Source organism: Sphingopyxis sp. (assembly GCF_050725615.1).
In the GTDB taxonomy this organism is placed as follows: Bacteria; Pseudomonadota; Alphaproteobacteria; order Sphingomonadales; family Sphingomonadaceae; genus Sphingopyxis.
The window spans coordinates 1-18722 of record NZ_JBOHHU010000085.1 but is presented as its reverse complement, the minus strand read 5'-3'; the positions used below and the strand labels follow the sequence as shown (position 1 = coordinate 18722).

The 18722-nt window shown below is 66.1% G+C and carries 20 protein-coding genes and 1 riboswitch; of the genes, 13 read left to right on the top strand and 7 right to left on the bottom strand.

Going from position 1 to position 18722, the window contains the following annotated elements; genetic code table 11:
* The 4 genes from infB to ACREB7_RS16845 all read left to right on the top strand — a co-directional run.
* A partial coding sequence (gene infB, locus ACREB7_RS16860; RefSeq protein ID WP_431593437.1) for a translation initiation factor IF-2 occupies positions 1 to 2052 on the top strand: 2052 nt, incomplete at its 5' end.
* A 36-nt stretch (positions 2053 to 2088) separates the two neighbouring features.
* Positions 2089 to 2643: a DUF1697 domain-containing protein gene (locus ACREB7_RS16855; protein ID WP_431593436.1), complete on the top strand. Its 555-nt coding sequence runs from the start codon at positions 2089 to 2091 to the stop codon at positions 2641 to 2643.
* The gene (rbfA, locus tag ACREB7_RS16850) at positions 2640 to 3041 is read left to right on the top strand and encodes a 30S ribosome-binding factor RbfA (protein ID WP_431593435.1); all 402 of its coding nucleotides are present in this window, start codon (positions 2640 to 2642) and stop codon (positions 3039 to 3041) included. Before ACREB7_RS16855 ends, rbfA begins: the two co-directional genes overlap by 4 nt.
* A gap of 199 nt (positions 3042 to 3240) precedes the next feature.
* A complete protein-coding gene (locus ACREB7_RS16845) occupies positions 3241 to 3786 on the top strand; it encodes a hypothetical protein (protein WP_431593434.1) in 546 nt (181 codons plus the stop codon).
* A 9-nt stretch (positions 3787 to 3795) separates the two neighbouring features.
* Here ACREB7_RS16845 and ACREB7_RS16840 read toward each other — a convergent pair whose 3' ends face one another.
* The 4 genes from ACREB7_RS16840 to ACREB7_RS16825 all read right to left on the bottom strand — a co-directional run bounded on the left by ACREB7_RS16840 (position 3796) and on the right by ACREB7_RS16825 (position 6505).
* Positions 3796 to 5223, bottom strand: coding sequence for a WS/DGAT/MGAT family O-acyltransferase (locus ACREB7_RS16840; RefSeq protein WP_431593433.1), 1428 nt, complete (start codon positions 5221 to 5223; stop codon positions 3796 to 3798).
* 88 nt (positions 5224 to 5311) lie between these two features.
* The gene (locus ACREB7_RS16835; protein ID WP_431593432.1) at positions 5312 to 5620 is read right to left on the bottom strand and encodes a DUF1971 domain-containing protein; all 309 of its coding nucleotides are present in this window, start codon (positions 5618 to 5620) and stop codon (positions 5312 to 5314) included.
* Positions 5621 to 5622: 2 nt separating this feature from the next.
* The gene (locus tag ACREB7_RS16830) at positions 5623 to 6033 is read right to left on the bottom strand and encodes a hypothetical protein (protein ID WP_431593431.1); all 411 of its coding nucleotides are present in this window, start codon (positions 6031 to 6033) and stop codon (positions 5623 to 5625) included.
* Positions 6026 to 6505: a group III truncated hemoglobin gene (locus ACREB7_RS16825; protein ID WP_431593430.1), complete on the bottom strand. Its 480-nt coding sequence runs from the start codon at positions 6503 to 6505 to the stop codon at positions 6026 to 6028. Before ACREB7_RS16825 ends, ACREB7_RS16830 begins: the two co-directional genes overlap by 8 nt.
* Before the next feature lie 80 nt (positions 6506 to 6585).
* Between ACREB7_RS16825 and ACREB7_RS16820 the strand changes: the two genes are divergently transcribed.
* The 8 genes from ACREB7_RS16820 to ACREB7_RS16785 all read left to right on the top strand — a co-directional run bounded on the left by ACREB7_RS16820 (position 6586) and on the right by ACREB7_RS16785 (position 14056).
* Positions 6586 to 7017: an RrF2 family transcriptional regulator gene (locus ACREB7_RS16820; protein WP_431593429.1), complete on the top strand. Its 432-nt coding sequence runs from the start codon at positions 6586 to 6588 to the stop codon at positions 7015 to 7017.
* Between the two features lie 44 nt (positions 7018 to 7061).
* Positions 7062 to 7676, top strand: a complete 615-nt coding sequence (locus ACREB7_RS16815; protein WP_431593428.1) for a thymidine kinase — start codon at positions 7062 to 7064, stop codon at positions 7674 to 7676.
* Positions 7669 to 8208 (top strand): GNAT family N-acetyltransferase, encoded by a 540-nt coding sequence (locus ACREB7_RS16810; RefSeq protein WP_431593427.1) that lies wholly within the window; start codon positions 7669 to 7671, stop codon positions 8206 to 8208. The genes ACREB7_RS16815 and ACREB7_RS16810 overlap by 8 nt, the downstream gene beginning before the upstream one ends.
* Before the next feature lie 43 nt (positions 8209 to 8251).
* Positions 8252 to 8671, top strand: coding sequence for a DUF6491 family protein (locus tag ACREB7_RS16805; protein ID WP_431593426.1), 420 nt, complete (start codon positions 8252 to 8254; stop codon positions 8669 to 8671).
* A 31-nt stretch (positions 8672 to 8702) separates the two neighbouring features.
* Positions 8703 to 9599 carry a tRNA pseudouridine(55) synthase TruB gene (gene truB / locus ACREB7_RS16800; protein WP_431593425.1) on the top strand — a complete coding sequence of 299 codons (897 nt, stop codon included), beginning with the start codon at positions 8703 to 8705 and terminating at the stop codon, positions 9597 to 9599.
* 25 nt (positions 9600 to 9624) lie between these two features.
* Positions 9625 to 9894, top strand: coding sequence for a 30S ribosomal protein S15 (rpsO, locus tag ACREB7_RS16795; protein WP_431593424.1), 270 nt, complete (start codon positions 9625 to 9627; stop codon positions 9892 to 9894).
* A 192-nt stretch (positions 9895 to 10086) separates the two neighbouring features.
* Entirely contained in the window at positions 10087 to 12402 is a 2316-nt protein-coding gene (gene pnp, locus ACREB7_RS16790; protein ID WP_431593423.1) for a polyribonucleotide nucleotidyltransferase, read from the top strand.
* Between the two features lie 352 nt (positions 12403 to 12754).
* Complete coding sequence (locus tag ACREB7_RS16785; RefSeq protein ID WP_431593422.1) at positions 12755 to 14056, top strand: Hsp70 family protein; 1302 nt, start codon at positions 12755 to 12757, stop codon at positions 14054 to 14056.
* A 4-nt stretch (positions 14057 to 14060) separates the two neighbouring features.
* Here ACREB7_RS16785 and ACREB7_RS16780 read toward each other — a convergent pair whose 3' ends face one another.
* The 3 genes from ACREB7_RS16780 to metE form a co-directional block, all read right to left on the bottom strand.
* Positions 14061 to 15059: an acyl-CoA thioester hydrolase/BAAT C-terminal domain-containing protein gene (locus ACREB7_RS16780; RefSeq protein WP_431593421.1), complete on the bottom strand. Its 999-nt coding sequence runs from the start codon at positions 15057 to 15059 to the stop codon at positions 14061 to 14063.
* Positions 15060 to 15179: 120 nt separating this feature from the next.
* Positions 15180 to 15569 (bottom strand): acyl-CoA thioesterase, encoded by a 390-nt coding sequence (locus ACREB7_RS16775; RefSeq protein ID WP_431593420.1) that lies wholly within the window; start codon positions 15567 to 15569, stop codon positions 15180 to 15182.
* A complete protein-coding gene (metE, locus tag ACREB7_RS16770; RefSeq protein ID WP_431593419.1) occupies positions 15559 to 17865 on the bottom strand; it encodes a 5-methyltetrahydropteroyltriglutamate--homocysteine S-methyltransferase in 2307 nt (768 codons plus the stop codon). The genes ACREB7_RS16775 and metE overlap by 11 nt, the downstream gene beginning before the upstream one ends.
* Before the next feature lie 114 nt (positions 17866 to 17979).
* Positions 17980 to 18207: riboswitch (cobalamin riboswitch) on the bottom strand.
* Between the two features lie 115 nt (positions 18208 to 18322).
* Here metE and ACREB7_RS16765 point away from each other — a divergent pair.
* The coding region (locus ACREB7_RS16765; RefSeq protein WP_431593418.1) for a peptidylprolyl isomerase at positions 18323 to 18722 on the top strand (400 nt) is incomplete at its 3' end.

The window sequence follows — 18722 nt, the reverse complement described above, 5'->3', positions numbered from 1 at the left end:
GATGAAGCCGCTCCGGCCGCTCCGGCCACGTCGGCCGCACCGCGCGCCACCACCAGCGCGGCGCCCGCGCCGCGTCGCTTCACGCCCGTCGAGGCGCCGAAGCGTCCCGAACCCAAGCGCCCCGAGCCGAAGGCGAACCGCGGCGCCGACAATCGTCGCCAGTCGGGCAAGCTGACCGTCACCCGCGCGCTCAACGACGATGAGGGCGCCCGCGCGCGCAGCCTTGCGGCGCTGAAGCGCGCCCGCGAAAAGGAAAAGCGCTCGCACACCACCTCGTCGGGTCCGCGCGAGAAGCAAGTCCGCGAAGTCGTCGTGCCCGAAAGCATCACGGTCGCCGAACTGGCGAACCGCATGGCCGAAAAGACCAACGACCTGATCAAGGCGTTGTTCAAGATGGGCGTCCCGTCGGCCAGCACCGACGTCATCGACCAGGATACCGCCGAACTGCTCGTGACCGAATTCGGGCATGAGATCACGCGCGTCAGCGAAGGCGATATCGACATTCGTCACGACGAGGATGTCGACGACGCCGAGCATCTGAAGCCGCGCGCGCCGGTCGTCACGATCATGGGCCATGTCGATCACGGCAAGACCAGCCTGCTCGACGCGCTGCGCGGCGCCAATGTGGTCGCGGGCGAAGCCGGCGGCATTACCCAGCATATCGGCGCCTATCAGGTGAAGACCCCCGACGGCTCGCTCGTCACCTTCCTCGATACGCCGGGCCATGAGGCCTTTACCGAGATGCGCCAGCGCGGTGCGAACGTCACCGACATCGTCATCCTGGTGGTCGCCGCCGACGACGGCCTCAAGCCGCAGTCGATCGAAGCGATCAAGCATGCGAAGGCGGCCGGCGTGCCGATCATCGTCGCGATCAACAAGGTCGACAAAGAAGGCGCCAATCCGCAGCGCGTCCGCGAACGCCTGCTCGAACATGAGCTGGTGGTCGAGGAAATGGGCGGCGACGTCCAGAATGTCGAAGTGTCGGCGCTCAAGAAGACCGGCCTCGACAAATTGCTCGAAGCGATCGCGGTGCAGGCCGAAATCATGGAGCTGAAGGCCAATCCCGACCGCGCCGCCGAAGGCACGGTGGTCGAGGCCAAGCTCGACAAGGGCCGCGGACCGGTGGCGACGATCCTCGTTCGCCGCGGCACGCTCAAGGTCGGCGACATCTTCGTCTGCGGCGCCGAAAGCGGCCGCGTCCGCGCGCTGGTCAACGACCAGGGCCAGCAGATCAAGACGGCCGGTCCGTCGCTGCCGGTCGAAGTCCTCGGCCTTGGCGGCGTGCCGATGGCGGGCGACACGCTGACCGTGGTCGAGAATGAGGCGCGCGCCCGCGAGGTCGCCAGCTATCGCCAGGAACAGGCGACGCGCAAGCGCACCGTGCAGGCGCCGGTCAGCCTGGAGGGCATGTTCGAGGCGCTGGCCGACAAGGCCAATGTCATCCAGTTCCCCGTGGTCATCAAGGGCGACGTGCAGGGCAGCGTCGAGGCGATCGTCAACGCGCTGAACAAGATATCGACCGACGAGATCAAGGTCCGCGTGCTCCATTCGGGCGCCGGCGCGATCACCGAAAGCGACGTCACACTGGCGGCGGCGACCAAGGCGCCGATCATCGGCTTCAACGTCCGTCCGAACGCCAAGGCGCGCGAGATCGCGAAGCGCGAAAAAGTGCGCTTCCTCTATCACGACGTCATCTATCACCTGACCGACGAGATCCGGAAAGAGATGGCGGGCGAGCTGGGTCCGGAACGGATCGAAACCGTCGTCGGCCGTGCCGAGGTCAAGGACGTGTTCCCCGCCGGCAAGCGCGACAAGGCCGCAGGCCTGCTCGTGCTCGAAGGCGCGATCCGCAAGGGGCTGCACGCACGCCTCACGCGCGACGACGTCATCGTGTCGGCGACGACCATCGCGTCGCTGCGCCGTTTCAAGGACGACGTCGCCGAAGTGCGCGCCGGTCTGGAATGCGGTGTCGTGCTGTCGGATACCAACGACATCAAGGCGGGCGACAACCTCGAAGTCTTCGAAGTAGAAATGCGTGAACGGACGCTCTGACGGGCGTCCGCTCCGCATAACAGGGAAGGCGGCACCATGGCGCGCTACGTCGCCCTGTTCGGCAGCATCAATGTCGGCGGCAACCGGCTGAAGATGGTCGATCTGCGTTCGGCGTTCGAGGCCGAGGGCTTCAGCAATGTCGAGACCGTCGTGGCGAGCGGCAATGTGCTGTTCGACCACGACGCGCGGCCGACGCGCGGGCTCGAGGAGAAGCTCGGGCTGATGGTCGATGATCGTTTCGACATGACGAGCGCGGTCGTCGTGCGCGATCGCGACGAGCTGGCGGCAGCGATTTCGGACAACCCTTTCGCGGGAACGAACGAGGACAAGTTCGTCCACACCATGTTCCTGACCGACCAGCCGACGCCGGCGCAGTTCGACCAGCTGGTTGGCGATCATCTGGGACGCGGGGGCGAGAAGATGGCGCTCGGCGACCGCATGCTGTTCCTCGGCTATGGCGACGGCGTCGCCGACAGCAAGCTGACCGGCCCCTTCATCGAAAGGCGCTTGGGCTGCAAGGGCACCGCGCGTAACATGCGCTCGATCGCGCGCATCGTTGCGAAACTGGACGAAGAGAAGAAGGCGAAGTGAAAAAGGGCGACAAGGATCAGGGGCCGTCGGTCCGCGTGCTGCGCGTCGGCGAGCAGGTGCGCCACATCTTGAGCGAGATCCTCGCGCGCGGTGACGTCCATGACGACGTGCTCGCGACACACCCCGTCAGCATCACCGAAGTGCGCATGTCGCCCGACCTGCGCCACGCGACGGTGTTCGTGAAATCCTTGCTCGGCAAGGACGAGGACGCGGTGCTCAAGGCGCTGCGCACCAACACCGCCTATCTCCAGAAGACCGTCGCGTCGAAGGTGCGGATGAAATATGCCGCGAAGCTGAAGTTTCTCGCCGACGAAAGCTTCGACGAGGCGAGCCATATCGAAAAATTGCTGCGCGATCCGAAGGTGGCGCGCGATTTGGAGAATAATGAAGAGGGGTGAAACTCTCGCCGTCGTGGCCGCGACACTTATCGCGATCGGCGTGGCGCTTGGCATGTCCGTCTCCGAAGAGACGCGGGACGATGACGCCGAGATCATTATCTCCGCCCATAATTGTCGCGGAGCGGGGCTGCAGACCGACGGAAGCGTCCGTTTTCAGCCATCTTGTCCGATATCCATTCCCTCGCCCGATGGTCGCTGGATGATCGTTCAGACGCCTCCAACTGGCGGCGAAGAAGAAATCTATGAGGTTCTGGTCAAGGATGTGGACGGCCGTACCGTTGGGTCGATCCCCGATGCCAATGATGGCATGCCGCTCACCCTTCGCTGGTCGCCGCGCCGCGACTGGTTTCTGATCAATCATTATCTGGGGTCGGGCCTGGAGCAGCCGCGCGTCTTCCAGATCACTCCGTCTGGCGTGGTCGAGCATCGCCGCCATCTCGAGGCCGGCCTCGCTCGGGCGCATCGCATTTCGCCATGCCTTCCCGTCGACAAAATGGACGCATCGGGAAGCGGCCTCAAATGGTCGCGCGATGGACGGCGGCTCGCTTGGGTTTATGCGACACGCCCCGACATGTGCGTTTTCCATGGCGACATGTCCGGCCCGATCCCCGCCGACAAGCGGTGGAAACCGTTCCTGATGATCTCGGATGTCGACACCGGCGCGGTCGTCGCGGATTCGATCCGCCTGCTACCGGATGATGGCAAATGGGATTTGCCGACCGACGGTCCCTATGCAGATTTCTGACGCTGGCGCCTACTTCCCCTTGGGCGTCTTGATCCCCGCCGCCGCCTCCAGCTCGACCAGCGCTTCCTCCAGATAGTCGATCATCCGCTGCGCGTGCGGGACGCTGCGGCGGCACGCGGTGATGCCGAAGTCGATATTCTCGAAATTCGACACCTGGGTGATGTTCATCGCCATGCCGTCCACGGGGATGCTCGCCGGATACATGCCGTCGAGCCGCGCGCCGTTCCAGTACATCTGCTCGCGCGGGCCGGGGACGTTGGAGATCGTCACCGAATAGGCCGGGAATTTGTCGGCGGTGCGCGTCAGCGCGGTGAGCATCATCGGAAAGCTGGTGATCGCGGTATAGAGCTGGATCTGCGACGCGGTCATCGCGCGCAGCTGCGCCTTCGCCGAGTTCATCGATTCCTGGATCGCCGCCATCCGCGTCGCCGGATCGTCGATATGCGTCGCGAGGTTCGCGGTCACCGACGCGACCGAATTGCCCGAATCGATATCGTCCTTGGGCCGGATCGACACCGGCGCCATGGCTTTCAGCGGCTTGTCGGGCAGCTCGTTCAGCGACTGCAGATATTTGCGCATCGCCCCCGCGCACATGCCGAGCACCGCGTCGTTGATCGTGCCGTCATAAGCCTTACCGACCCGCCGCACGCGTTCCAGCGACCAGCTTTGCGCGACGAAGCGGCGCGCGCCGGTGATGTTGCGGTTGAAGCTGGTACGCGGCACGCCCGTGAAGGGGGTGACGAGACCCTCGCCGCCCAGCCCGACCATCGCCGCGACATATTGGTTCAGCGCCTTGGTCACCCCGACGCTGTTGCCCCATTGTTCCTTCAGGAAATCGCCGATCGCGGCGATGTCGGTCAGGCTGGGGCGCGGGGCTTTCTTGGGCACCGGGAATTTGCGCTTATAGGCTTCATAGGCCTCGACCGACAGCGGCGAGGCGGTGCGGCGCTCCTTGGGGTCGGGCGATAGCATCGAATTATAGAAATGGATGCTCGCCGCGCCGTCCATCAGCGCGTGGTGAATTTTCTTGAAGGTCGCGATCTGGCGGTTGGGCAGGCCGGAGATGAGCGTGATCTCCCACAGCGGCCGGGTGCGGTCGAGCAGCCCCGAATGGAGCCGCGAGGCGAGCTCGAACATCTCGCGATAGCGCCCCGGCTTGGGCAAGGCGGAGGCGCGGACATGGTAATGCATGTCGATGTCGCGGTCGGGTTCGAGCCGGATCGGGCCATATTGCCCGAGAGCGGTCAGTTTCAGCACCTCGCTGAACGGTCGCCGCAGCCCTTCGGATTGCCGCAGCAGCGTCAGCTGTTCGTTGAGCCAGTCGGTCTCGTCGACATCGTCCGGCAGGGTGTAGAGGTTGATGCCGCCGATATGCATCGGCATCTCGCGGCTCTCCCCCACCAGAAACATCGCATCGCTGATCGGCATCAGGCGCATCGGCAGCTCTCCCCACTGTTTGTGCTGCGTTTATTGCGCCCAGCATGGCAGGGGGCGCGCGCGAGTCAAGCGGGCGCGCGGACCGATGTCAGGCGCCGGTGTCGGGTGGCGCGTGAAAGGCGATGTCGAGCGTCACCGGACCGCAGCGTTCGAGATGGTGCGGCACGCGCGGCGGGACGAGGATCGCCTCTCCCGCCACCAGTTCGCGCTCGCCGCCCGCTTCGTCGTCCCAGCAGAAGCGGATGGTGCCGAACGCGACCGTCAACACGCCCCAAACGCCGGGTTTCAGATTGTGTCTGCGGAGCAGCCCGGCGGGAATGGTGTCGGCTTCGAACGGACCGATCGTCCGGTAGGGCGCGGCAAGGGCGGGCAGCGCGGGGCCGCGATCGGCGATCATGGTCAAAAGCCGGAGGTCGCGCGGACGACGAGGAAGGTGACGCCGAGGAAGGCGAACCCTGCCGGGACCGCAAGAATCTGCGCCGCGACGGTGCCCGCGTCCATCGGCCCGGTCCAGGTGTCGAGCACCCCGCCGATACGTTCGAGCGGCGAGGCGCGTTCGGGGCCCTTTTGGGCGTGCAGGATTCCCGCCGTCGCAAAATACATCAAGGCGTAGAGCGCGGAGATGACGAGCATGAACAGCGTTGCGGTGTCGCGCCCGGTGGCGGCGCCGATGCCGAGGAAGAAGATGGCGTAACAGGCGAACATGCTGCGCCAGATCCAGCCCGGCAGCTGGAAACCGGCCTGCACGCCGTTCACTTCATAGGGATCGTTCGACAGTCGGGGCGGCGGTGCGGGGGCGGGGTCAGACATGCGGAAGCTCCACTTTCCTCGACAGCGCCTGATCCCGGTCGCGGTGGACCCAGATGCCGGTGAGCAGGCTTTCGGCGATCATCCGCGCCTTGGCGCCGATGTGGCGGGCGGCCTCGGGGCTCGGCGCGAGGCTGTGCAGCGTGGCGTAGAAAAGCCGCAGCCAGCGTTCGAAATGCGCCTGGTCGAGGCCGGGGATGGCCAGATGCTTGACCATCGGATTGCCCGAGAAATTGCCCGCGCCGAGCAGGATCGACTGCCAGAAGCGGTTCATCTGTCCGAGGTGCCGGGGCCAGTCGGCGATGCGCGGTTCGAAGATTGGGCCGAGTTCGGCGTCGGCGCGCACCGCCGTGTAGAAATGATCGACCATCGCCGCGATGAAGCTCTCGTCGATGCCCATCGCGCCCGCGTCGTCGCGGCGGCGTTCGCGGGCGGCCAGGCTGTGGGGATGGGCGGCGGAGGCAGGGCTGGTCATCGCTTCGACTCGATAATGGGTATCTGAAATACCTGTTATTCGCGATTGATCGAAAAAGCAATATTCTATATACCTATTTTATGCGGCTCAGCCTTCACAGCGATTATGCTCTGCGCATCCTGATGGCGCTCGGCGCGACCGGCGCGCAGATGTCGGTCGATGAGATCGCGGCGCGCTACGGCGTGTCGCGCAACCATCTCGCCAAGGTCGCGCAGCGATTGCAGGGGCTCGGTTATGTCGCGACCCAGCGCGGGCGCGGCGGCGGCATGCGGCTCGCGCAGGAGCCCGCCGCGATCAACGTCGGCGCCGTGGTGCGCGCGTTCGAAAATCTCGACAATTTTGTCGAATGCATGGACCCGGCGACCTCGGCGTGCCCGGTGCGCGGCGCCTGCGGCTTGCAGGGCGCGCTCGGCGGGGCGCTGTCGGCGTTCCTCCGCCATCTCGACGGCTTCACGCTCGCCGATCTGCTGCCGCAACCGGCGCGCTTTCGCGCGCTGCTCGAGGGCGCCTGATTCGCCCATTGCGCGGGGGCGCAAAGCCGGTCACAGACGGGGCGATGGCCAAGCTCTATTTCTATTATGCCAGCATGAATGCCGGCAAATCGACGACGCTGCTGCAGGCAGATTTCAACTATCGCGAGCGCGGCATGGAAACGATGCTGTGGACTGCGGCGCTCGACGACCGCTATGGCGCCGGACAGGTGACGAGCCGCATCGGGCTGATGGCGGAGGCGCATAAATTCGACCCCGACAGCGATATCGCCGCCGCCGTGCTGTCCGAAAATCGCCAGCGTCCGCTCGCCTGCGTGCTCGTCGACGAGGCGCAATTCCTGTCGAAGGCGCAGGTGTTCCAGCTCGCGGCGCTCGCCGATGAGGCCAATATTCCCGTCCTCTGCTACGGGTTGCGCACCGATTTTTCGGCCGAACTCTTTCCCGGCTCGGCGGCGCTGCTCGGTATCGCCGACGCGCTCGTTGAGCTCAAAGCCGTGTGCGAGTGCGGGCGCAAGGCGACGATGAACCTGCGCGTCGACGAAGCCGGCCGCGCGGTGGTCGAGGGCGCGCAGACCGAGATCGGCGGCAACGACCGCTATGTCGCGATGTGCCGGCGCCATTTCATGCAGAAGCGGCGCGAGGCGGCGGCGGCGCCAAGGGAGGTAGGCGCCGATGCTTGAGCGCCTTTATGTCGAGCTGGCCGATGGCGACCTCGGGCTCGCCAAGCTTGGTGAGCAGCATCGCGAGGCGCTGCGGGCGGTGTGCGCCACCGACGGCGATATCTGGCCGATCTATTCGTCGAGCTTCGGACCCGAGCATTTCGATGCCAGCTTCGATGCGCTGACGGGCGCCGGTGGGCGGATGCCCTATGCGATCTTCGACGGCGACCGGCTGATCGGCATGACCGCCTGGCTGCGCCCTGATATGTCGGCGCAGACGGTCGAGATCGGCAACAGCTTCCTCCACCCCGATGCGCGCGGCACCGGGTTCAACGGACGGGTGAAGCGGCTGATGATCGATCACGCCTTTGGCGTCGGCGTCCGCCGTATCGAATTCCGCATCGACGAACGCAACAAGCGCAGCCAGGCCGCCGTCGCCAAGCTCGGTTGCTTCAAGGAAGCGACCTTGCGGTCCGAACGCATCACCTGGACCGGCCATGTCCGCGATACCGCGCTCTGGTCGCTGCTGGCGGGGGAATGGGCGGGGCGCTAGGGTCAGCACCGGTTCAGACTCGGCCTGTTAAGACGCCTGCATTATGAAACCGACTCTCGCACTCTCCCTGGCCGCCTTGCTGCTTCCCCTTTCTGCAGCGGCGGCCATCGAGCCTGAAGCGCCGCGCGAAATCGGCGTCGAGGCGAGCATCGCCTTTCCCGCTTATGGCACCGTCCGCAATTTCGAGGCCGACGGCGACGACGGCATCTGGATCGAGGATCAGCGCCGCGACTGGTATTATGCGACGCTCGTCGGCTATTGCCCCGACCTCGATTTTGTCCAGGCGATCGGCATCGACACGCGCGGCACCGCGCGGCTCGACAAATTTGGCGCCATTGTCGTTAACGGCCAGCGCTGCGCCTTCACCTCCTTCGTGACCGCCGAAAAGCCGCTGCCGCGCAAGGAGCGGCTGAAGGCGGCCAAGGCCGCAAAGGACGCCGAACAGGCCGCCGAGGCAAATTGACTTTGCGCACCGGCGCCCGCAGGGGGCGCCGATGAACGGCTGGATCATCCTCGACAAACCTTTGGGGCTCGGCTCGACCCAGGCGGTGGGTGCGGTCAAACGCGTGTGCCGCGAGGCCGGCCTCGGCAAGGTCAAGGTCGGCCACGGCGGCACGCTCGACCCGCTCGCGACTGGGGTGCTGCCGATTGCGCTCGGCGAAGCGACGAAGCTCTGCGGCCGGATGCTCGACGCGAGCAAGATTTACGACTTCACGATCCGCTTCGGGGTGCAGACCGACGGCCTTGATGCCGAGGGTGAAATCGTTGCGACGAGCGACGTGCGGCCGACTTTCGCCGAAGTCGAGGCGGTGCTGCCGCGCTTCACCGGGCCGATCGAACAGGTGCCGCCGGCCTATTCGGCGATCAAGATCGACGGCGAGCGCGCCTATGATCGGGCGCGCAAGGGCGAGGCGGTCGCGATGAAGGCGCGGGCGGTGACGGTTTTCGCACTGCACCCGCAAGGCGAGCCGGCGGTTGGCGCATTGGAAGACATCACCCTCGCCGCGCATGTCTCCAAGGGCACCTATATCCGCAGCCTCGCGCGCGACATCGCGCTCGCGGTCGGCAGCGTCGGGCATGTCACCATGCTGCGCCGGACCCGCGCCGGTCCCTTCTCGCTCGATCACGCGATTTCGCTGGACAAATTGAACGCCTTCGGCCAATGGGCCGCGCAATCAGAAGTATTTCTGCCGCTCGAGGCAGGGCTGGTCGACATCCCGGCTCTGAACCTTTCCCCGGAAGCGGCAGGGGCGATCCGTCAGGGTCGTGTCTGGACCGGGGTAGCTACGGATGACGGGCTCTATTGGGGACGGGACGGCGACAATCGTCCGATCGCCCTGATCGAGGCTTTGGCGGGAACGCTGAAGGTCGTGCGCGGCTTCAATCTTTAAATCACGATGTTCGAAGGAAAAGCACATGTCGATTACTGCCGAACGCAAGGCCGAAGTCATCAAGGAAAATGCCCGCGAAGCCGGTGACACGGGTTCGCCCGAAGTCCAGGTCGCGATCCTGACCGACCGCATCAACAACCTGACCGGCCACTTCAAGGCGAACCACAAGGACAATCACAGCCGCCGCGGGCTGCTGATGATGGTCAACAAGCGCCGCACCCTCCTCGCCTATCTGAAGAAGAAGGACGAGGGCCGCTACACCGACCTGATCGCGAAGCTGGGTCTCCGCAAATAAGATTTTCTGGCGGCCCCGGATTTCCGGGGCCGCTGTCATATTGGTCCCGCGCAATGTCGCCGGGCCACAGGGCCGCTCCCGCATCCGGCGGGACCGCCATTGGGGCATCAAAGCGCCCCGCACCGCCCCGGGCCGGATTGCCCGGAACAGAGGCCCCGCCCGGCATAGGGCTCGGCGGGCGAAGGAAACATCATGTTTGACGTGAAAAAAGTATCGATCGAGTGGGGCGGTGAAACGCTGACCCTCGAAACGGGCAAGGTTGCCCGTCAGGCCGACGGCGCGGTCGTCGCGACGCTCGGCGAAACCGTCGTGCTGGCTGCGGTCACCGCCGCCAAGACGGTCAAGGAAGGGCAGGATTTCTTCCCGCTCACCGTCCATTATCAGGAAAAATATTCGGGCGCGGGCCGCATCCCCGGCGGTTTCTTCAAGCGCGAACGCGGCGCGACCGAAAAGGAAACTTTGGTTTCGCGTTTGACCGATCGTCCGATCCGTCCGCTGTTCCCCGAAGGTTTCTACAACGAAATCAACGTCATTGCCCAGGTTCTGAGCTATGACGGCCACAATGAGCCCGACATCCTCGCGATGGTTGCGGCGTCGGCCGCGCTCACCATTTCGGGCGTGCCCTTCATGGGCCCGATCGGCGCCGCGCGCGTCGGCTATGTCGATGGCGAATATATCCTGAACCCGACCGACGAACAGGTCGCCGCCGGCGACCTCGACCTCGTCGTCGCCGCCACCTACGACGCGGTGATGATGGTCGAATCCGAAGCCAATGAGCTGTCGGAAGAAATCATGCTCGGCGCCGTGCTGTTCGCGCACGACGCGTGCAAGGAAGTCGTCAAGGCGATCGTCAAGCTCGCCGAACAGGCCGCCAAGGATCCCTGGGACATGGCCGAACAGGCCGACCTGACCGCCGCCAAGGACAAGCTCAAGAAGCTGATCGGCAAGGACATCGCCGCCGCCTACAAGCTGACCGACAAATCGGCCCGCTCGAACGCGCTGAACGAAGCCCGCGCTGCCGCCAAGGCCGCCTTCGCCGACGCGACCCCGCAGGACCAGATGGCCGCCGGCAAGCTGATGAAGAAGCTCGAGGCCGAGATCGTGCGCGGCGCCATCCTCAAGGACGGCAAGCGTATCGATGGGCGCACCACGACGCAGATTCGTCCGATCGTCGCCGAAACGCACTTCCTGCCCCGCGCGCATGGTTCGGCGCTGTTCACCCGTGGTGAAACGCAGACGATCGCGACCTGCACCTTGGGGACCAAGGAAAGCGAGCAGATGATCGACGGGCTCAACGGCCTGTCCTATTCGAACTTCATGCTGCACTATAACTTCCCGCCCTATTCGGTCGGCGAAGTCGGTCGTTTCGGGGCGCCCAGCCGCCGCGACATCGGCCATGGCAAGCTGGCATGGCGCGCGCTGCACGCCGTGCTGCCGACCAAGGACGAGTTCCCCTACACGATCCGCATCACCAGCGACATCACCGAGTCGAACGGCTCGTCGTCGATGGCGTCGGTCTGCGGTGGCAGCCTCGCGATGATGGACGCCGGCGTGCCGATCAAGCGCCCCGTCTCGGGCATCGCGATGGGCCTGATCCTCGAAGGCAAGGACTATGCGATCCTGTCGGACATCCTGGGCGACGAGGATCACCTCGGCGACATGGATTTCAAGGTCGCGGGCACGTCCGAAGGCATCACCACGATGCAGATGGACATCAAGATCGCGGGCATCACGCGCGAGATCTTCGAAGCCGCGCTCAATCAGGCGAAGGACGGCCGTGCCCACATCCTCGGTGAAATGGCCAAGGCGCTCGGCGAAACCCGCAGCGAATTGTCGGCGCACGCCCCGCGCATCGAGACGATGCAGATCGACAAGTCGAAGATCCGCGACATCATCGGCACCGGCGGCAAGGTGATCCGCGAGATCGTCGCGACCACCGGCGCCAAGGTCGACATCGACGACGAAGGCCTGATCAAGATCTCGTCGAGCGACCTCGACCAGATCGAGGCGGCCCGCAAGTGGATCAGCGGCATCGTCGAGGAAGCCGAAGTCGGCAAGATCTATGACGGCAAGGTCGTCAACCTCGTCGATTTCGGGGCGTTCGTGAATTTCATGGGCGGCAAGGACGGTCTTGTCCATGTCAGCGAAATCGCCAACGAGCGCGTCGAAAAGGTCTCGGACGTTCTCAGCGAAGGCCAGGAAGTCAAGGTCAAGGTCCTCGAGATCGACCAGCGCGGCAAGGTTCGCCTGTCGATGCGCGTCGTCGACCAGGAAACCGGCGCTGAGCTCGAAGACACCCGCCCGCCGCGCGAACCCCGCGAACCGCGCGGCGACCGTGGTCCGCGCCGTGACGGCGGCGACCGTGGTGATCGTGGTCCGCGTCGTGACGGCGGTGGCCGCGGCGACCGCGGTCCGCGCCGCGACGGCGGCGGCGATCGTGGCCCCCGCCGCGAACGCAGCGAAGGTCCGGAAGACCAGGGCCATGTGCCCGACTTCCTGAAGGACTAAGTCTTCGGAAACGAACAAGGAGGGGCTGCCGAAAGGCGGCCCCTTTTTTGTTGGGGGTATCTGGATGATCGTGTCGGCTTTGGGGTGGGGAGCGGACGTTGATCTCCCCTCCCGCAGGCGGGAGGGGTTGGGGGTGGGCCAGCAGCGTTGCGGTCTGCCCACCCCGCTGCGACTAGGGCGCAAGCGCCCAAGTCTCGCTGCCCCTCCCGCCTGCGGGAGGGGGATCAGCTCCATTCTTCAACAGCGCCTTCCGCCCGAAAACGGCCATCCGCTCCGCAGCCTTGCCCTCCACCGCCGCCCGTGCAATAGGCGCCGCCCCGCGCGCCACCCCGCACCCGCACAGGATCCCGCCATGCACAGCCCTTCCAGCGCCACCGCGCTCGGCCTCGATTTCGGCACGACCAACACGGTCGTCGCGCTCGCCGACGGGCAGGGCGGGTCGCGGCTCGTCGATTTTGCGGGCGACGAGGCGACCGGGCCCGTGTTCCGCTCCGCGCTCTGTTTCTGGGAGGAGGAGCGCGCCTGGCAGGGGATCGCGTCCGAGGCGGGGCCGTGGGCGATCGCCGAATATCTCCAGTCGCCGCTCGACAGCCGTTTCGTCCAGTCGTTCAAGAGCGTCGCGGCGAGCCCGCTGTTCGAACGCGCGCTGATCTGGGGCAAGCCGTTTCGCTTCGAGGATATGGGACGGCTCTTCCTCCAGCGGCTCGTCGCCCATGCCGGTGGCGCGCTCGCCGACCGCCCGCGCCGCGTCATCGTCGGCCGCCCGGTCGAATATGCCGGCGCGCGCGCCGACCCCGCGCTCGCGCGCCAGCGCTACGATGCGATGCTCGCCGAATTTGGCGTCGAGCTTTTCTATGTCCACGAACCGCTCGGCGCCGCGCACAGCTATGCGGCACGGCTGACGGAGCCCGCGACGATCCTCGTCGCCGACTTCGGCGGCGGCACCACCGACTTTTCGCTCGTTCGCATCGCCGCGCCGGGCGCCCTGCGCCGCTGCGTGCCGCTCGCCTCGTCGGGGGTCGCGATCGCGGGCGACCGCTTCGACCGCCATATCGTCGATCGGCTCGTCCTGCCTTTGCTCGGCAAGGGCAGCCAATATCGCTCGTTCGACAAGATCCTCGACATCCCCGGCGGCTATTTCTCCGACTTCGCCGACTGGTCGCGGCTCGCGCTGATGCGCAACCGCCGCACGATCGACGAACTGCGGCGTCTGCAGCGCGATGCGCTCGAACCCGAGCGGCTCGACCGGATGATCGCGCTGATCGAGCATGAGCAGGGCTTCCCGCTTTATGATGCGGTCGGGCGGGTCAAGCGCGCGCTGTCGAGCGAGGACGAGGCCCAATTCCATTTCGCCGGCGGCGGGGTCGAAATCGGCGCGACGATCCGCCGCGCCGATTTCGAACATTGGATTGCGGACGACCTTCGCAGCATCGAGGGTGCGATGGACGTCGCGCTCGCCAAGGCCGGCGTCGAACCCGCCGCCATCGACCGCATCTTCCTCACCGGCGGCTCGTCGCTGATCCCGGCTATCCGCGTGATCTTCGACCGCCGCTTTGGCAGCGAACGCATCGCGACCGGCGGCGAGCTCACCTCGATCGCCCACGGCCTCGCGCTGATCGGCGACGAACCCGATCCGTCCGAATGGGCCGCCTGATGCGCTAAGGCGCCGGTGCGGGGGCCGCGAGTTCGGTCTTGAGGAACGCCACGATCTTCGGCCAGCTGTCGGCGCGTGCGGCGATATTGCCGGCTTCGCTGCCGCCGCCGAAGCCGGTCCATCGCCGGGCGTCGGCAGGGTCGGCAAAGGGCGCGCCCATGACGCCGTGCCCGGCGTCCTTGTACCGCAGCACCACCGGCGCGGCGGCGCCTTTGGCCTTGGCCCGCGCGACGATCTGGTCGGTCATCGGGCAACTCGGCCACAATGTCTCGGCCTCGCCGCAGACGAGCAGCAGCTTGCCGTGGAACGCCTCGACCGGGATGATCGCGGCGGGGTTCGTGCCCAGTTCCTTGAGTCCGCCTTCGAACACCGTCATCAGTCCGCGGTCGTCGGGTCGGCCCTTGTAGGCGAGATGCGGGACCGGCTCACCCTTGTCGCTCCACGACGAACTGAACGAGCCGAGCATATAATTCTCGCCCGCCATCCCGTCCCACACGACGCTCGACGGCATGCCGAGCGCGGCGGCGCGGATGCCCGGCGTGCGCGTCGCGACGAGCAGCCCCGCCTCCGCGCCCTTCGAATAGCCGACGATGCCGACGCGGGCGGGATCGACGCCGGGCTGCTGCCGGAGCCAGTCGATACCGCGCGCGAACTCCTCGAGCGGGATATTCTTCAGCTTCGCCGATTTTCCGGGCGCATTATGATAGGCGAGTTGAAGTGTGCTGAACCCTGCCGTCTGCAGCGCCAGCGCCGCCGCCCGCATATCCTTGCCGAGTCCGCCTTCGGAGCCGCCGAGCAGCAGGATTGCCGGATGCGGCCCCGGGCCCGGAGCGGGATAATAGTTGGCGAAAATGCCCTCGGCGACGATCCTTTTCCCCGTCGGGCCCGCTTCGACCAGCTTGGCGGGTGCGGGGTCGGCGGTGAGCATATAGACAAAACCGCCGCCGCCCATGGCGACAAGCACACCCACCACGCCCAGCGTGATCTTCCATCTCCGCTTCATCGTCCACCCCTCCGCTACTGTATTATTTATATAGTACAGCTAGGCGTGATGCGACAGCGAAAAACGAGGGTCGCTTCCGATCCGGCGCCAACCGCTCGTGGTCGGCGATGAGGGTATCGATCATGCCAGCGGAACGACCGGCCTCGGCCGCCGGTCGGGGCCCATGGCGACAAAGGCGAAATTGGCCTCGGTCACCTTGTTCGCGTCGTCCGAATGCCGGTCGCGCGCCCAGGCCTCGACCGCGACCTGCATCGAGGTGCGCCCGACCTTGAGCAGCCGGGCATAGACCGACACCTCGTCGCCGACGAAGACCGGGCGGTGGAAGGTCATGCCCTCCACCGCGATCGTCACCGCCCGGCCGCGCGCATGATGCGACGCGACCGAGGAGGCGGCGAGGTCCATCTGCGCCATCAGCCAGCCGCCGAAGATGTCGCCATAGACATTGGCGTTGGCGGGCATGGCGGTGACGCGCACGGCCGGCGCGCCTTCGGGCTGGGTCTCAGGCTGCATCATAGGCTCCCTTCACGCGTAGCCGCTGCGCCGCGGCGACCATCGCGATGAGGGCGGGGCGCACCTCGTCCCATTGGCGCGTCTTGAGCCCGCAATCGGGGTTCACCCAGATCCGGTTGGCGGGCAGCCGCTGGCTCGCGAGTTTCAGCAACGCGGTCATCTCGCCCTCGGCAGGGGTGCGCGGCGAGTGAATGTCATAGACCCCCGGCCCGATCTCGTTCGGATAGGCATAGTCGGCGAACACATCGAGCAGCTCCATCTGCGACCTTGCGGTCTCGATCGAGATGACGTCGGCGTCCATCGCGCCGATCGCGGCGATGATGTCGTTGAACTCCGAATAGCACATATGGGTGTGGATCTGGGTGTCGTCGGCGACCCCCGATGCCGACAGGCGGAACGCCTCGACCGCCCAGTCGAGATAGGCCTGCCAGTCGCCACGGCGCAGCGGCAGACCTTCCCGAAGGGCGGCTTCGTCGATCTGGATCACCGCCGCCCCGGCGCGCTCCAGGTCGAGCACCTCGTCGCGGATCGCCAGCGCGATCTGGCGGCAAGAAACCGCGCGCGGCTGGTCGTCGCGCACGAAGGACCAGTTGAGGATCGTCACCGGCCCGGTCAGCATGCCCTTCATCGGCTTGTCGGTCTGGTCCTGCGCATAGCGCCACCATTCGACCGTCATCGCTGCGGGGCGCGAGACGTCGCCGTAGAGGATCGGCGGACGGACGCAGCGCGATCCATAGCTTTGTACCCAGCCGCTTTGGGTGAAGGCGAAGCCCGCGAGCTGCTGGCCGAAATATTGCACCATGTCGTTGCGCTCGAACTCGCCGTGGACAAGGACATCGAGCCCGACCTCCTCCTGCCACTTGATCGCGGCGCGGGTTTCGGCGCGCAGATATCGGGCATAGGCCGCATCGTCGATTTCGCCCTTCATATGCGCGGCGCGGGCTTTGCGGACCTCGGGCGTCTGGGGGAAAGAGCCGATCGTCGTCGTGGGAAAAGCGGGCAGGGCCAGCCGGTCGCGTTGCAGGTCGCGGCGCTCGGCGAAAGGCGAACGCCGCTCGACCATCGCCGCATCGATGCCCGCGAGCCGCGCCTGCACCGCCGCGTCGTGAATGCGCGGCGAGCTGCGCCGGGTGGCTGCGGCGGCGCGGGCGGCGGCGAGCTCGGCGGGGACGTCGGCCTCGCCTTCGTTCAGCGCCTTTGCGATCGTCGCCAGCTCGCCGATCTTCTGCACCGCGAAGGCCAGCCATGCGGCGATGTCGGGATCGAGCTTCTTTTCGAGCGCAAGATCGATCGGGGTGTGGAGCAGCGAACAGGAGGGCGCGACGATCAGGTCGCGCGTCGTCGCGATCGGCGCGATCCGCGTCAGGATCGCATCGAGGTCGGCGCGCCAGATGTTGCGCCCGTCGATCACCCCCAGCGACAACAGCATCGTCTTGGGCACGCGTGCGCAGACCGCGCCAAGCTGCTCGGGCGCGCGGACGAGGTCGATGTGCAGCCCGTCGACCGGCAACCCCGCGACCAACCCCAGATTCGCGCCGAGCCCGCCGAAATAGGTCGTGAGCATCAATTTGACGCCGCGCCCCGCGAGCCGCGCATAGGCCTGTGCAAAGGCTGAGTGCTGGGCGTGGTCGAGGTCGAGGACGAGGCAAGGCTCGTCGATCTGCACCCAGTCGGCGCCCGCATCGGCGAGCGCCGCGAGCAGCTCGTCATAGACCGGCAGCAGCGCGGGGAGCAGCGACAGCGGTTCGACCCCGCGGCCTTTGGCGAGCATCAGATAGCTGACGGGGCCGAGCAGGACCGGGCGGGTGTGATAGCCGAGCGCTTTGGCCTCCAGAAATTCATCGACCAGCCGCGTCGATGACACGCGGAAGCGCTGACCCGCCTCCAGTTCGGGGACCATATAGTGATAATTGGTGTCGAACCATTTGGTCATTTCCTGCGCGGTCGCGTCCAGGCCGTGCGCGCAGGCCTTATGGGCGGCGCCCTGCGTGCCGCGCGCCATGGCGAAATAAGTGGAAAGCGCGACATCGCCGCCATCCCACTGGTATCGCGCCGGTATCGCGCCAACCATGACCGAGGTGTCGAGTACATGGTCGTAGAGCGAGAAATCGCCCGAGGGCAGGATGTCGGCGCCGAGCGCGCGCTGCCGCGCCCAGGTCGCGGCGCGCAGCGCGGCACTGCCTTCGCGTAGTTCGGCTTCGCTCTTCTTGCCGGCCCAATGACCTTCGAGCAGGAATTTCAGTTCGCGGCGCGGGCCGATGCGGGGGAAGCCGAGGGTGGCGACGGTGATGGCCATATGTCTTACCTTGGTTGGGCAAGGGACAGGCCGGAACACAGGCAAGGGCCGATGCGTCCGGCAGGACAAGCCCGGGCGCAGCCATGCATGCGACCAGACCGGACACCCCGCCGGAGGACGTTATCGGACGAGGCAGGTCTCCTGGCTCACGGATCGACGCGGCGGTCTGGCCTTCCCAATCCCTTGCCGGATCAGTGACACGTATCGACCGCCACTCACCGCTTACAGTTGCGGGGGCAGCGCCGGCCTTGCCCCTCCCCCTTTTGGCGAGCGGGCGCACCGGCTTCCCGTCTTAGCCCCATGCCCTGCCGGACGCGGGGAACCTCGACCAGCTCAGGATAGGGTGAAGTCGCGGCGTGTCAATCTACATATAAAGATTTCTTTATATGTGTCGGCGACGCGATATCGAATGCAAGGGAGTCGCCACGGCGATCCTTTTCTGGTTATGATCCTGGCCATGCTGACGACCCTGATCTCCGCGCTCGCGATGAGCTTTGCCGCCCAATCCCCGACCGTCCCGCCGCAAGCGACGCAGTTGCCACCGCCGCCTGCGCCGATTGCGGCACCGGTCACGCCCGTGATCGAGGTCGACACGCGCCCCTATGTCGCGCTGACCACCGATCTCGGCACGATCACCGTGCGGCTGGAGGACAAGCGCGCACCGGTGAGCACGAAGAATTTCCTGCGTTACGTCGATAGCAAACGGATGGACGGCTTCACCTTCTATCGCACCACGCGCAGCTGGGGGCCCGCGAGCCAGTTGATCCAGGCGGGCAATCGCGGCGACGCGCGCAAAAATTACCCGCAGATCGCGCATGAGCCGACCAATGTCACCGGGCTGACCAACTGCAAGGGCG